The following is a 14,920-nucleotide window of genomic DNA, read 5'->3' on the forward strand; positions in this document are numbered from 1 at the left end:
GGCCATTTTGTTGCATGGTGTCAGTATGCGCAGGAACCAATTGTCGGTAAATAGGCAGATGCGTCATTCTGCAAGGGGAGATACGGCAGGGACTAAAGGCAGAAAACGTCAGCTGCAACGACCATTCGTACTTGCAGATCGCACTGCAAAACACAACCGGCGCTGCGGCGGTGTCGGCCTATTGCACTTCCGAGGTGGCTCGTGTCAATTGCCGGTATACCGTGCTGCGGTGCAATCCCAGTTCTCTGGCGGTTTTGCTGACATTGCCCCGGTTTTTGCTGAGCGCCTGCCTGATGCGCAGTACCTGCAAATCCTTCAGACTGACCTCCGGCAAGGGCTTTTCTGAAGGCATTGGGGCATCTGGCCACGCCCTCGCTTCGGTCTGCGTGATCGTCGTCGCCAGATCCGCCTGCGCTGCCGGCATGCCGGGATGGTTCGTCGTTGTTGCTGTCATGCCGGTAGCGGTGTGCATTTGCTGCAGCAGATGAGCCGGCAAGGATTCAGGATGAATAATACTGCCTGCGGGTAAAAAGGCCGCCAGCGTTTTGAGCACCGATCGTAACTGTCGGTAATTGCCGGGCCAGTGATAGGCGCAAAGGACATCCAGCGCCTGATCGGCGAAAATCAGGCTGGGCGTCTGCTCATGGCGTCTGAGTTCTGCGCAGATAAAGGTGCGCAGGTCAGCACGGTCGCGCAACGCCGGCAACTGAACCAGATGATCCTGGATGCGATAGTAAAGGTCCTGGCGGAAATTTTCCTCGCGGCTCAGTGCCGCGGCTTGCTGGTTGGTGGCGCTGATCAGCCCGAACTGTACCGGCCATGTTTTATCGGAGCCCAAAGGCTGCACGACCCGTTCCTGCAGTACACGCAGCAGGCGCGATTGCAGTTGCAATGGCATGTCGCCAATTTCATCCAGGAAGAGCACGCCGCCATTGGCCTCGCGCAGGCGTCCCCGGGAGCCGTTGCGCTGGGCTCCGGTAAATGCGCCAGGCTCATACCCGAACAACTCTGCTTCAATCAGGCTCTCCGGAAGCGCTGCGCAATTGATGGCCACAAACGGACCATCGCGCCAGCGGCTATGCGCATGCAGGTGGCGGGCGAACACTTCCTTGCCGGTGCCTGTCTCGCCCAGCAGCAGAATGCCCAGATCGGCGTTGAGAGCCAAGGTACTCTGGCGCAACTGGTGCTGCAACGCCGGCGCCAGCGCGGGCAGCGTTGATGGTAATTCACCCGAACCGCTGCGGCTTTTTGCTTGTGGTGGTATGGACGTTGTCCCTTCATTGTGCAGTGTCTGTGACGAGATGCTGCCGGCGACACCGATACGCTCAAACTGCAAAGTTGCATACAGTGTTGTACCGTCGGCGCACAAGCTGAGCATCGGTTGCGACTGTAGCTGCTTCCAGGCGGGCAGCCATTTATCGACGGGCTCGTCCAGCAGGGCGATCAGCGGGACATCAAGCAGTTCGGCTGCTGTTTCATTGGCGCCCACAATCTGCTGATCGGCAATCAGCAGTGTGCCGCATTGCGCCACGTTGACCGGCCCTGCGTGGCGCTGGAACTGCAGCCGTGCAATGTGCGTGCCGGCCAGATCCAGAATCTGGTTGCCGATCTGGCGGGCCGTGATCCGGACCAGATCGCCGGTGTAGTCCGGCAAGGTACGGGCATCGCCGGAAATATCCAGCACGCCCAGAATTTCTCCTCTGGGTGAGCGAATGGGCGCAGCATGGCAGCTAAGGATCCGATTGCAGGGCAAAAAGTGCTCCTGGCCGATGACCCGGGTAAAGCCGTTTTCGATCAGGGCGGTGCCGATGGCATTGGTGCCCCGATGGCCTTCGGCCCAGCTGGCGCCTGGCCGCAGGGTAACCTGATCGGCCTTGTGCAGAAAGTCATTGTTGCCGGTGGCGTGCAGGATGACGCCGCTGGCATCCGAGAGCAGCAGTATGCCCTGTGCCTGCGCTGCGATACCGCTGGCAGTGGCAATGTGTGGCGCGGCAGTCTGCAGCAGGCTGGCGTATTGGTCCAGACGGGTATTGAGGTCTGCCCGGTCCAGCAGAACCGGTTCGTTTGCCAGCGTGTCCGCCTGCTTTTCACAGCGCTGCCAGGAGCGCTGAATCAGCGCATTCGGCTGCACGGTACCGGCGGAGTTCAGCGAGTGATGCAACATCGTAGTCTCCTGATGTGTTGCAAAAGCAGGCAGTTGTTGCTTGTGTTGCCTGCCTGCTGTCGTGATTCGCGACACTTTATTGCTATGTTTTGCATGCCGCATGCGATGCGTCCAAACTATTCTACTCCAAAACCCTGTTTTACTCCCTGCCGGCGGTATGGCATGAACTTTGCTCTGGAACGATAGCCGCGCCAGGCGATACAGCCTTGCGTCATTTTAAAAATGTATATCTGGAGATAAGACATGAATCTATCCGATTTGAAGCAATTTGGCATTGACACCGATTACCCCTATAAGACCAAGTACGGCAACTATATTGGCGGCAAATGGGTGGAGCCTGTGTCCGGCGAATACTTTGAGAATATTTCTCCGGTCAATGGTCAGGTGTTTTGCGAAGTCCCCAGATCCGGCGTCGATGATATCGAGCGGGCTGTGGACGCTGCACATGCCGCGCGCCGTGCCTGGGGGCAGACATCAACGACCGACAGGGCCAACCTGCTGCTGAAGATGGCCGATCGCATGGAGCAGAACATCAAAGTACTGGCCGTGGCCGAAACCATTGACAACGGCAAGCCGCTGCGTGAAACCATGGCTGCCGATCTGCCGCTGGCAGTGGATCACTTGCGCTATTTTGCGGGGTGCATCCGGGCGCAGGAAGGAGGTATTTCCGAAATCGACAATACAACGGTGGCCTATCATTTTCACGAGCCGCTGGGTGTGGTGGGGCAGATCATTCCATGGAATTTCCCAATCCTGATGGCAATCTGGAAACTGGCACCCTCGCTGGCGGCAGGCTGCTGCGTGGTGCTCAAGCCGGCCGAGCAGACTCCCGCTTCGATCCTGGTGCTCATGGAGATCATTGGTGACCTGTTCCCGCCCGGCGTGATCAATATTGTCAATGGCTACGGCAAGGAAGCGGGCAATGCGCTGGCCACCAACAAGCGTATCGCCAAAATTGCCTTTACCGGCTCGACCGCCACCGGCAAGCATATCCTGCATGCGGCTGCCGACAATCTGATTCCATCCACCGTTGAGCTCGGCGGCAAGAGCCCGAATGTATTTTTTGCCGATGTCATGGACCAGTCTGACGACTTTTTTGACAAGGCGCTTGAAGGGCTTTCGATGTTTGCGCTCAACCAGGGCGAAGTGTGCACATGTCCTTCACGCATCCTCATCCAGGAGTCCATATACGATCAGTTCATCGAGAAAGCGGTTAACCGCGTGCAGAAGATCAAGACCGGCAACCCGCTGGATATGAATACCATGGTGGGCGCTCAGGCATCGCAGGCGCAGATGGACAAGATCCTGGGCTATATTGATATTGGTCGCGAGGAGGGCGCCGCATGCCTGACCGGTGGCGAGCGCAATCGCGTACAAAGCCTGGAAGAGGGGTATTACGTGACACCCACCATGCTTTCCGGCAAGAATGATATGCGCATATTCCAGGAGGAAATTTTCGGGCCGGTTGCCTCTGTCACGACGTTTCGTGATGAAGAAGAGGCGCTGGCCATTGCCAATGACACCTACTATGGTCTGGGTGCCGGCGTGTGGACCCGGGATGGTTCCCGCGCCTATCGCATGGGCCGGGGTATTGAGGCAGGGCGGGTCTGGACCAATTGCTATCACCTGTATCCGGCTCATGCCGCATTTGGTGGCTATAAACAGTCGGGTATTGGCCGGGAAAATCACAAAATGGCGCTGTCGAACTACCAGCAGACCAAATGCCTGCTGGTGAGCTACAGTCCCAAGGCGCTGGGCTTTTTCTAATGGTTGTTCGTGTCGGACCGCATTGGGCGGTCCGGTTAAAGAGCCGATGCGTCACGCATGTCTGCAGGCCGCATCGGTTTTCTTTTTTTATGACATTTGTATTTCATTTTTTTTATTTCTGCGGTTAGAACAACTGAACATTGCCACCTGCGCTGCCGTGCGATAGCAGGTGGCCTGATGTCATGCTGGAGCTATATGCCATGACAAATGTGGTTATCACGAAGTTGATCACGATCCCGATAAGATTGCTATACTGAATACAGTAATGCGAGTCAGGTTTGCCTGCATCGGGTGCGCTGGTACGTCAATGATGGGGCTTTACGATGATGGTTTTTGTTTAGCAACGAACGCAAAGGATAGCTGCGATGATTACACTTGAAATTAACGGTTCGAAGCATGAAGTTGATCTGCCGGAGGATACCCCCATTCTTTGGGCGCTTCGCGATCACCTTGGATTTACCGGGACAAAGTTCGGTTGTGGCATGTCCCTATGCGGCGCCTGTACGGTGCATCTGGACGGTGAGCCGATACGATCCTGTGTGACGCCGATTACCGCAGCAGTGGGTAAGAAAATCGTCACCATTGAAGCCCTGGAAAATGACGAAACCGGCAAAGCGGTGCAGAAAGCCTGGGTGGAAATGGGCGTGCCCCAGTGCGGTTTCTGTCAAACCGGACAAATCATGTCTGCCACGGCCCTGTTGAAAAAGACCCCGGCGCCGACCGATGCTGATATTGATGCAGCAATGAGCGGTAATTTGTGCCGCTGTGGCACCTATACGCGCATTCGCAGTGCCATCAAGAACGTTGCCCAGTCCGGAGGTGCAAAATGAATATACGAGACAATACATTTGCAATTGCGGCAGCCGACGTGCAGATCAGCAATATCAGTCGACGCAAGATGCTCAAGGGCTTTGCCCTGGGTGGTTTTGTGCTGGCTGTCGGGTTGCCGTTGCGTGCCCGTGCCGAAGGCGAAGAACAGAAGGGACCCAAAAAGTATGGCGCCGATGCATGCCGCATGGAACGGTCGACAACCCGCTGATTTTCGTGGCGATCGCCGCTGACGGCGCAATCACGATTCTTTGCCATCGGGCCGAAATGGGACAGGGCGTCCGGACCAGCCTGCCAATGGTTGTTGCCGATGAAATGGAAGCAGACTGGGGGCGCGTTACGGTGAAACAGGCCTGGGCCGAAGAAGCGCGTTTCGGCAATCAGGACACCGACGGCTCGCGCAGTGTGCGTCATTTTTTCATGCCGATGCGGCGCGTGGGTGCTGCTGCGCGAGCCATGCTCGTGTCTGCGGCTGCCAGCCAGTGGAATGTGCCCGAATCCGAAGTGCATGCAAAAAATCATGAATTGATTCATACGCCGACCGGCAAGAAACTCGGTTTTGGTGACGTTGCGCAGAAAGCGGCGCAGCTTGAAGTGCCGTCCGGTGACGCGCTGAAACTCAAATCGGCAGACGCCTTTCGCTATATTGGCAAAGGACAGACGCATATTGCAGACGGTATGGATATCGTTACCGGACGCGCGCAATATGGCCAGGACGTCCGGCTCGAAGGCATGCTGTACGCCGTGGTGGCCCGTCCTCCTGTATTCGGCGGCAAGCTGGTCAAGGTAGATGATGCAGCTGCGCTGAAAATCCCGGGTGTGGTAAAAGTGGTGACGCTGGCCGGTTCGCCACCGCCGGCCATGTTCAATCCGCTGGGCGGCGTGGCCGTGATCGCGACCAATACATGGGCGGCCATTGCCGGACGCAAGGCATTGAAGATCGAATGGGAGGGTGGCCCTCACGCCTCTTATGATTCCGCAGAATATCGCAAGCAGCTTGAAGCGTCCGTGCGCAAGCCGACCGAAAAAGCAGTACGCAACGACGGCGATGCGATGGCCGCGCTGGGCAGTGCCGCCAAGCGCATACAGGCTGAGTATTACGTTCCGCATCTGGCTCAGGCGCCCATGGAAACACCCGTGGCCACGGTACGAATCGTCGATGGCAAATGTGAAGCCTGGGCCAGTGTCCAGGCGCCGCAGGCGACCCATGACATGCTGGTCAAATGGCTGGAGCTGCCGCCGGAAAACGTCAAGGTTAACCAGACATTGCTGGGCGGCGGTTTCGGCCGCAAGTCCAAGCCGGATTTTGTGGTGGAAGCCGGGCTGCTGTCCAAGGCAATGGATGGCAAACCAGTGAAGGTGACCTGGACTCGAGAAGATGACATTCAGCATTCCTATTATCACACCGTATCGGTGGAGCATCTGGAAGCGGGCCTGGACGCACAAGGCAAGGTGACGGCGTGGCTGCACCGCACAGCAGCGCCCTCCATTGGCTCTACCTTTGCCGACACCAAGCTGCAGTCTGCAGGAGAGCTGGGCATGGGCGCGGCCAACGTGCCTTTTGCCATCCCCAATGTTCGGGTCGAAAATCCCGAAGCCGAGGCTCATACCCGCATTGGTTGGTTCCGTTCGGTCTCGAACATTCCACGTGCGTTTGCTATCCAGTCTTTTGTGGCGGAAATGGCCGCCGAACTGGACAAGGACCACCGCGACTTTCTGCTGGATCTGATCGGCCCTGCCAGGCGCATCAATCCTGCCGATCTGTCAGATTCATGGAATCACGATGAGTCGCCCGAAAAGTATCCGGTGGATACGGGTCGCCTGCGCAATGTGATTGAAGTGGTCACGCGCGAAGCGGGTTGGGGAAAATCTGGTGCAAAAGGGCAGGCCATGGGTCTGGCAGCGCACTATAGCTTTGTGACTTATGTAGCGACAGTGGTTCATGTGGAAGTGTCTGATAATGGCGAGCTGTCCATTCCGCGCGTGGATGTGGCGGTCGATTGCGGGCCGCAAGTTAATCCCGAACGCATTCGTTCGCAGATCGAAGGCGCAACCGTCATGGGCGTGAGCCTGGCCACGATGGGGGAGATCAGCTTCAAGAACGGTGCGGCGGTGCAGAGCAATTTCCACGACTATCGCATCACTTCCATGATGAGCGCACCGCGTGAAATTCATGTGCATCTTGTTGCGGCCAGTGATTATGATGCACCGTTGGGTGGCGTGGGCGAGCCAGGTACGCCGCCAGTATCGGCAGCCCTGTGCAATGCGATTTTTGCTGCCACCGGCAAGCGGATTCGCAGCCTGCCTATTGGTAATCAGATGCAGCAAAAAAGCTAAGGGAGGCAGTTAACCGGGAGCAGGCCGGTAGCCGTTTGGCCCGGGTCTGTCGCGCTGGCAACGGGGACTGCATATGCTCCGTTATGCCGATCAAGGCGGGCGCGTCTCCTGGTGTTTTTCCTGAATGTATCGGGGTGCTTGATGCGCCCCGATTTTTTTATTACGGCGCCCGCTGACCGCCGGCCTTGCCGATTTGCTGCAGTTGCTCCTGGGTGTCAATATCAAGCAGGCAGCCCGGATCATTGACGGGGATGAGCGTTAAGGCGTCGGGATGGCGCCGGATGATTGCGCGCGCGCCCTCGTCGCCCGTTACCTGCAGCAGTTCGTCCCTGAACTGGCTGGCGAATGCCACCGGATGCCCCGGTGTGTTGCGAAATTGCGGCCGCACGATGCCACCAGCCTGGCGAAGGCGCGTGGCGACTGCATGCACCGTATCGGCGTGGATGCAGGGCATATCGGCAAGGGCAATGATCCAGCCAATCTGGGCCGGACTGTGGCTGATTCCGCAACGCAACGAGGCACTCATGCCCATGTGAGCATCGGCGCAATGAATCAGGTTTACTGGCAGCCCGCCCAGCGCATGGCGCACCGCCTCCTGCTGCGGGCCGCAGATAACCGTGACAGCATCAATATGCTGCAGCAACGTATGGCAGACGGCATAAACCATGGAGGTACCATCGGCCAAAGGCTGTACTGGCTTGTAACGCACGCCTGATGCATCAAAACGGGAGCCCTTGCCTGCCGCCAGGACAAGCGCGACGATATCGGGTGCGGGCGCTCGGCAGTCAGGTTCAAGCATGTCGGCTGTCAGGCGGCGTATTCAGACGGGTTGGCCTTGGCATGGGAGACATCGAAGTTCTCGGGCAGCAGCAGGCCGTTTTTCACGGCGATCACTTCGGCCATGACGCTGACGGCAATTTCAGCGGGAGACTTGCTGCCGATATACACGCCTATCGGGCCGCGCAGACGGGCAAGCTGTTGTGGTGTGATGCCAAAATGCTCCTGCAGCCGTTGACGACGAATGTGATTATTGCGACGTGATCCGATAGCGCCCACATAGAAGGCATCTGAAAGCAGCGCTTCCATGAGCGCCAGATCGTCCAGCTTGGGGTCGTGGGTCAGGGCAATAATGCAACTGCGCCGGTCCGGTCGAAAAGCAGTGACCACGTCGTCGGGCATCTCCGAGAGCACGGTCACGCCTTGCACTGACCAGCCGTTGCGGTATTCGATGCGCGGATCACAGACGGTCACTGCAAAGCCACTGAACAGGGCCATGGTGGCAACGTACTCGGTCAGCTGCCCAGCGCCGATCAGCAGCATGCGAAACTCCGGACCAAAGGTGTTTTTCAGCGTCTTGTCATCAATACTGAGCGGTAACGGCTGATCAATCGGCTGCTGCCGGACAACGCCATTATCCAGTTGCACGGCGCGCTGCATCAACTGGCCCTGTTCCAGGGCGGCCACCAATTCATCCAGCGCCTGCGCATCGGGATTGAATTCGAGCAGGATCTCCAGGGTGCCGCCGCAAGGCAGGCCGAAGCGATAGGCTTCTTCAGCGGTCACGCCGTAGCGGACCAGGCAGGGCGGACCGCCATTGACCAGCACCGTATTTTCGCTGCCGCCGGTGTAGCGAAAGATCAGGTCGTCTTCAATACAGCCACCGGATACCGAGCCGACCACAGCGCCGTCCTCGCACAAGGCCATGACCGATCCCAACGGACGCGGCGAGGAGCCCCAGGTCCGAATGACGGTGGCCAGCAGGGCTTTTTCCCTTCCCGGCGCCAGGCGCAGAGTTTGCGCAATACGAGGACATCAAGATTTTCCATTACTACCGCCTGTTCCTGTTTGTCGGAGCCGTGCAGCCCCTGTTGATGACAGTCGTCATGTCATGTCGATTGTAATGCAATCGGATGCATTGGGCAGCGTTGCGCGCCCGGTGGGCAGCCAGACAAAGGCTTTTTCGTTCAATCACTATCGGTGGTGGTCCGTGCCCTGGCTGACCCGTGTTTTTTTGGGGGGTGAAATAACAGTGAAACGACGCGTTGTGTCGTGATACCAACGTTATAGCCGATTAGTAGCAGATGAAATCAACGTTAAGTCCTTGATCACGAGACCAAAACAGCCAAAGACGGGCAGACGGGTTGTCCCGGTTGAAATAAAAGCATATCATTTGACCTATATCATTGACTAGTCAACCAAAGTATGGCTTGAGCGATGACTAATTTGAACCCTCCCAACACGAGAAAAGCAATGAAAATTAAACTGACACACACTGCCGCAGCAGTCGCGTGTGCGGCTGCCTTCGGCTTTGCTGGCCTGGCAAATGCAAACACGGCAGCCGGTTCACAAGGCGCTGGCAAGACTGCCGGGTCAACCTCTGCCGCCCTGATTGCCAAGGGTACCAGCGGCACCATGACGCCCTTTCTTGTCGACGCCCAGGGGCGCACCCTGTATACGCTGAGCAAAGATCAAAAGGCCAATTGCGATGACGCCTGTATGAAGCATTGGGAACCCGTGGTTTCCGAGAGCCGTCCGCTGGGTCACGAAATTCTGCCAGGTCTGCTCAAGGCAGACAAAAATGACAAGGGCGTATCCCAGGTCAGCTACGCCGGCCTTCCCCTGTATCGCTTTGACGGCGACAAAAAACCGGGCGACATGAACGGCCAGGGTTTTGCCGATGTTGGCGTGATGGTGACTGTTCTGGGCACGATCGAGAAGCCTGAAGTGACTAGTGAAAAAGTCGAAGCCACGCCAGAACTGATGGCTGCCGGCGCCAAAGTATTTGCCAGCACATGTGCTGCCTGCCACGGCGCAGAAGGCCAGGGCGCGTTTGGCACGAAGCTTGAAGGGTTTGACAGGCTGGCCAATGCACCTGCCTTGCTCAGCACGATTATCCACGGCCTGAACAGTATGCCGGCCCTGGGTGGCCAGTTCAATGACGAGCAGGTTGCTGCCGTCGCCACTTACGTTCGCAACAGCTGGGGTAACAGTTATGGCGGCGTTTCTGTGGAACAGGCCAAGGCCGCGCGCTGATCGGTGCATTTGACCAATGTCGTGATGCTCTCTTGTGAGCCGCGACCCGTAACGAATATTGAAGAATAGGACACAAAATGAAAATCCATAGCCTTCTGGCTGTATCTGCCGCAGTGATGTTTGCCTGTGCGGCTCAGGCACAAGTGAAGATCGAAAATTACAAACCCATTTCCAACGAACAGATTCTGAATCCTGCTGACGGCGACTGGCCGAGCTGGCGCCGTACCATTGACAATCAGGGTTACAGCCCCCTGGACCAGGTCAATAAAAAGAATGTGAAGCAACTGGATCTGGCCTGGGCGTGGTCCATGCCGGTAGGCGGCCTGCAGGAAACGGCGCCGCTGGTTCACGACGGTATCATGTTCCTGGGAATGAACCGCAGTCATGTGCAGGCACTGGATGCTACAACGGGCGATCTGATCTGGGAATACACTCAGCCGTTGCCAAAATTTACGGGTGGCTATCACGATGCACAAGCCAATCGTCAGCGTAACTCATTGGCGTTGTACGAAGACAAGGTCTACCTGACCACGCCGGATGCCAAACTGGTCGCGCTTGAAGCGAAAACCGGCAAGAAATTGTGGGAAGTCCAGGTTAACGAATGGGAAAAAGGCTACAGCTTTACGGCAGGACCGCTGGTTGTTGACGGCAAAGTCTTCACCGGCACCTCTGGCTGCAGTATTACAGGCACGGCGGGTGGTTGCTATATCACCGCCCATGATGCTGAAACCGGCAAGGAACTGTGGCGTCTGAACACCATTGGCGATCCTGCGGTAGACGACAGCTGGGGCGGCCTGGCCAAGGAAAACCGCTGGGGCGGCTCGCCCTGGATCACCGGTTCTTACGATCCAAAACGCAAAATGCTGTACTGGGGCATCGGTATGCCGATCCCGTATCCATCCATTCTGCGCGGCAGTGGCGACGGCGATGCGCTGTACACCAGCTCTACGCTGGCCATTGATGCTGAAACCGGTAAAGTCAAATGGCATTATCAGCATATGCCCAATGACGACTGGGATCTGGACAGTCCGTTTGAGCGCGTTCTTGTAGAAAGCCAGATTGCCCCATCCAAGGACGAAGTGGCCTACATGAGCAAGGATGTAGAAGCTGGTAAGAAATATGATGTGATTGCATCTGTTCCTGGCAAATACGGTACAGCTTTTGTACTGGATCGTGATACCGGCAAGCTGCTGTGGGCACGCGATACTGTGTTCCAGAACGTGATCAAAGGGTTTACTGAAGACGGCAAGGTCATTACCAATACTGATCTGAAAGCCAAGTCTATCGATGAAACAGTCAAGGTATGTGGCGGTCGTGACCTGGGTAAATTGTGGATGACAGCAGCGTACAGCCCGTTGACCAACGCCCTGTATGTCCCCGTCAGCTCTTCATGCAAGGAGCTCACGCCCAAGCCGATCGAGCTGCGTACTGGCGAATCTGTGGGTGCTCAGGCATCGGGTGCCGTATCGTTTGCGCCAGGTGAAGATAGCGTCGGTCGCGTGTATGCGGTCGATGTGAAAACCGGCAAGTTCCTGTGGGTTAAAAAGCAGAAACCGATTTTCAGTTCTGGCGTGCTGACAACCGGTGGCGGCCTGGTCTTTACCGGCGACAGCATGCGCGAGTTTGCTGCGTATGACCAGAACAACGGTGAGAAGCTGTGGTCGATTCGTCTGAATACCTCGATCGGCGGTTTCCCAATGACCTACAGCGTTGATGGCAAGCAGTACATCGCTGTGGTAACAGGCCCGAACGCCCAGACACCGCCTGCTGCAATTCTGAGTCCCGAGCTGAAAAACGTTGTTGACTCCGGTCACTCGGTCTTTGTATTTGCGCTGGACGATATCAAGGCTAAAAACGGCAAGAAATAAGGTTGCGAACGAAGTTCGCGTGACGGTGTTCTGCTGTCACGCGGGTTCGATAAACCAGAGGCAAGCAGCGTTTTTTCGCTAGCCGATGTTGGTAAAAAAAGATGGGCCTTTAGGGGCCCATCTTTTTTTTTGTGGAGGATGGTCAGTCGTACAAGCGACCATGGGAGGGTACGCAAGCGATGTTAGATTTGCGGCGATAACCGCCCTATGGCATTCAAAGACTTGCCGACAGTTTCCTCAGGAAATTTTCGCAGTCATTCAATTGTGAAAATTCCACGAATTCGTCGGGCTTGTGCGCCTGCTCGATCAAACCGGGCCCACATACGATGGTGGGGATGCCCAATTGCTGGAACAGACCTGCTTCGGTACCATAAGCAACCTTGCGTGTTTCGCGATCCTGAGTCAATGCCCGGACCAGCTCGGTAATAGCCGCCTGTTCAGAGGCTTCCAGCGGTGGGGCGCTGGCATCGGCACTAATATCGATGCGTGCATCAGGATATTCTTTTTGCATGCGCGGTAGCAACTCGTTGTTTACATATTCCTGGATCCTGGCCTGGATTTGCTCGCCGGGCATGCCGGGCAGGTTGCGGAACTCGTAATTGAACTGACATTCGCCGGGGATCGTATTGACGGCAATACCGCCCTGGATTTTGTTGGTGGTGATGGTGGAATAGGCCACATCATAGTGCTTGTCATAAGGCCCGCTATCACGATAGTGATCGGCCAGATCGCGAATGTGGCAGATTAATCTGGCCGCATGTTCAATGGCGTTGCAGCCGAACGGTGTGAGCGACGAGTGTGCTGCCTTGCCGTGCACGCGGCAGGTAAACAGATTAATTCCCTTGTGTGCGACTACAACGCGCATGCCCGTAGGCTCGCCAACTACGCATCCATCTATTTTCTGGTTGCGTTTTTGCAGTTCCTTGAGCATGAACGGCGCACCCGCACAGCCAACTTCTTCGTCATAGGAAAAGGCCAGGTGAATGGGTTTGGAGCGCTTTTGCTGCAGGAACTCGGGCACCAGGGCCATTGCCGTCGCAATAAATCCTTTCATATCGCAGGTGCCGCGACCGTAAAAGCGATCCTGGGAGGGCAGCAGTACAAAAGGATCGCTGTTCCAGTCTTGCCCGTCCACGGGTACCACATCGGTGTGTCCCGATAGTGCAACGCCGCCCTGGGTCTGTCCGTCGGATGCAGGCAGGGTGGCAAAAAGATTGGCCTTGGCGCCTTTTTCATCGGTCGTGAGCCAGCTCTCGACACCCTGAGCGGACAGGGCGTCACGAACGGTTTCGATCAATCCCATGTTGGAATTGCGACTGGTTGTGTCCATGCCGACCAGAGTGGCAAGCCATTCTTCTTTGGTGATGTTGGTTGTCATGCGAAATTGTCCTTGATACAGGATAAGGAGTATGGAAAAACCACAGAATCGGTGTTTTTACGCGTTAACCATTCTTGCGTGCTTGTGCTGTATGTCATTACAAAGTATTTTAATTTCTATTCTAACCGGTAAAGGACATTTTCATGCAATCCACCAAGGTTTCGGTGCGCAACCTGGCTGCTGCGGTCATTGGCAATGCGCTGGAGTGGTACGACTTTCTGGTCTTCGCCTTCATGACGCCAATTATCGCCAGGCTCTTCTTTCCTGTAGATCCGTCCGCAGAAAGCGGTGATCTGAATGCTATTCTTATGACAACTGCCATATTCGGCGTCGGTTTTTTCATGCGCCGGTGGGTGGGGTCATCCTTGGCATGTATGGCGACAGGAAAGGGCGTAAAGCGGCGCTGGTGCTGGTCACCTCGCTCATGGCCGTGTCCATGGCGATTATCACTTTTTCGCCCACCTATCTGACCGCGGGCATCCTGGCCCCTGTCCTGATTCTGATTGCCCGGCTGATCCAGGGCTTTTCGGCAGGTGGTGAATTCGGTACGGCAACGGCATTATTAATTGAAATGGCGCCGCCAGGCAAACGCGGATTCTACGGTTCCTGGCAAATGACCGGCCAGATGATCGGTCTGTTGATTGGCGCTGCAGCGGGCACCTTGATGACCGTGTACTTTACGCAGGAAGAAATTGAAGCCTGGGCCTGGCGTATCCCGTTCTTTGTCGGCTGATCATCATTCCTGTTGCCGTGTATATCAGGCAACAACTGGATGAAACCGAGGTGTTTCGCAACGCCAAGAAGCTGGAAGCGGCAGAAGGACGCCGTATCACGATTGGTGAGCTGTTGGTAAATGCCTGGCGCGAAACGGTGCTGGGTATCGGGCTTGTGGCAGCCGCCACCGTGACCGTATACATTACGTTCACTTATCTGGTGACGTTTGCCACGAAGATACTGAAATTGCCACTGCAAGAAACCTTTGAAGTGCAGATGCTGGGGGCATTGTGGGTGGTTATTCTTACGCCCCTGATGGGGCTGCTGTCCGATCGCATTGGTCGCAGCCGGTTGCTGATTGGTTCACTGGGTCTGTATTTTGTGATTCTGTTCCCGATCTATTCATGGCTTACGGCAGCGCCAACCATCTCCAAGCTGATTGTGGTGCAATTGGCCACCGGTCTGTGTGCGGCTGCTTTCTTTGCCGTTTTCAGTACCGTGATGGCCGTGTTGTTTCCAACGCGCGTGCGCTCGCTTGGCCTGTCTATTTCCTATAACCTGGCGGTCATGCTGATCGGCGGTTTTGCCCAGTTCATTGTCACCTGGCTGATTCAGCAGACCGGCTCGCCCATGGCACCCACTTATTATGTGATGTTCGGTGTTGGTCTGGGTCTGGTTGCGGCCATCATATTGGGCAAACGGGCTGATAGCGAAGTGACGCACTGATTGCCCATGCAGGCCGGCAACTCAAAGTAGCTGCTGGCAAAGCAGCAAAGGCCATATGGCGATTGTCATATGGCCTTTGCTATTTCAGAATGGGTACTTCAAATG

The 14,920-nt window shown here is 56.3% G+C and carries 7 protein-coding genes and 3 pseudogenes; 6 read left to right on the forward strand and 4 right to left on the reverse strand.

From position 1 onward, the window contains the following. Nucleotides 1-178: 178 nt before the first annotated feature. Entirely contained in the window at nt 179-2,164 is a 1,986-nt protein-coding gene (locus tag TKWG_RS01040) for a sigma-54-dependent Fis family transcriptional regulator (protein ID WP_014749027.1), read from the reverse strand. 243 nt (nt 2,165-2,407) lie between these two features. Between TKWG_RS01040 and exaC the strand changes: the two genes are divergently transcribed. From exaC to TKWG_RS01055, 3 genes and pseudogenes are all read left to right on the forward strand, one after another. Beyond that, nucleotides 2,408-3,931: an acetaldehyde dehydrogenase ExaC gene (gene exaC, locus TKWG_RS01045; RefSeq protein WP_014749028.1), complete on the forward strand. Its 1,524-nt coding sequence runs from the start codon at nt 2,408-2,410 to the stop codon at nt 3,929-3,931. Nucleotides 3,932-4,296: 365 nt separating this feature from the next. Further along, the gene (locus tag TKWG_RS01050; protein ID WP_014749029.1) at nt 4,297-4,761 is read left to right on the forward strand and encodes a (2Fe-2S)-binding protein; all 465 of its coding nucleotides are present in this window, start codon (nt 4,297-4,299) and stop codon (nt 4,759-4,761) included. Further along, a pseudogene (locus TKWG_RS01055) lies at nt 4,758-7,096 on the forward strand (molybdopterin cofactor-binding domain-containing protein). Before TKWG_RS01050 ends, TKWG_RS01055 begins: the two are co-directional and overlap by 4 nt. A gap of 160 nt (nt 7,097-7,256) precedes the next feature. Here TKWG_RS01055 and TKWG_RS01060 read toward each other — a convergent pair. Further along, on the reverse strand, nt 7,257-7,895 hold the full coding sequence (locus TKWG_RS01060) for a nucleotidyltransferase family protein (RefSeq protein WP_014749032.1): 639 nt from the start codon (nt 7,893-7,895) through the stop codon (nt 7,257-7,259). 8 nt (nt 7,896-7,903) lie between these two features. Further along, nucleotides 7,904-8,922, reverse strand: a pseudogene (locus TKWG_RS01065) (XdhC family protein). A gap of 424 nt (nt 8,923-9,346) precedes the next feature. Between TKWG_RS01065 and TKWG_RS20905 the strand changes: the two are divergent. Both TKWG_RS20905 and TKWG_RS01075 read left to right on the forward strand, forming a co-directional pair. Beyond that, nucleotides 9,347-10,129: a c-type cytochrome gene (locus TKWG_RS20905; RefSeq protein WP_014749034.1), complete on the forward strand. Its 783-nt coding sequence runs from the start codon at nt 9,347-9,349 to the stop codon at nt 10,127-10,129. 77 nt (nt 10,130-10,206) lie between these two features. Beyond that, nucleotides 10,207-11,997: a pyrroloquinoline quinone-dependent dehydrogenase gene (locus TKWG_RS01075; RefSeq protein WP_014749035.1), complete on the forward strand. Its 1,791-nt coding sequence runs from the start codon at nt 10,207-10,209 to the stop codon at nt 11,995-11,997. Between the two features lie 214 nt (nt 11,998-12,211). On the opposite strand, the gene argE is transcribed toward TKWG_RS01075, so the two are convergent. Continuing rightward, a complete protein-coding gene (gene argE, locus TKWG_RS01080; protein WP_014749036.1) occupies nt 12,212-13,375 on the reverse strand; it encodes an acetylornithine deacetylase in 1,164 nt (387 codons plus the stop codon). A 143-nt stretch (nt 13,376-13,518) separates the two neighbouring features. Here argE and TKWG_RS01085 point away from each other — a divergent pair. After that, nucleotides 13,519-14,815, forward strand: a pseudogene (locus TKWG_RS01085) (MFS transporter). Nucleotides 14,816-14,920: the final 105 nt, after the last annotated feature.

The sequence above is a fragment of the Advenella kashmirensis WT001 genome (assembly GCF_000219915.2).
Taxonomy (GTDB): Bacteria; Pseudomonadota; Gammaproteobacteria; order Burkholderiales; family Burkholderiaceae_B; genus Advenella; species Advenella kashmirensis.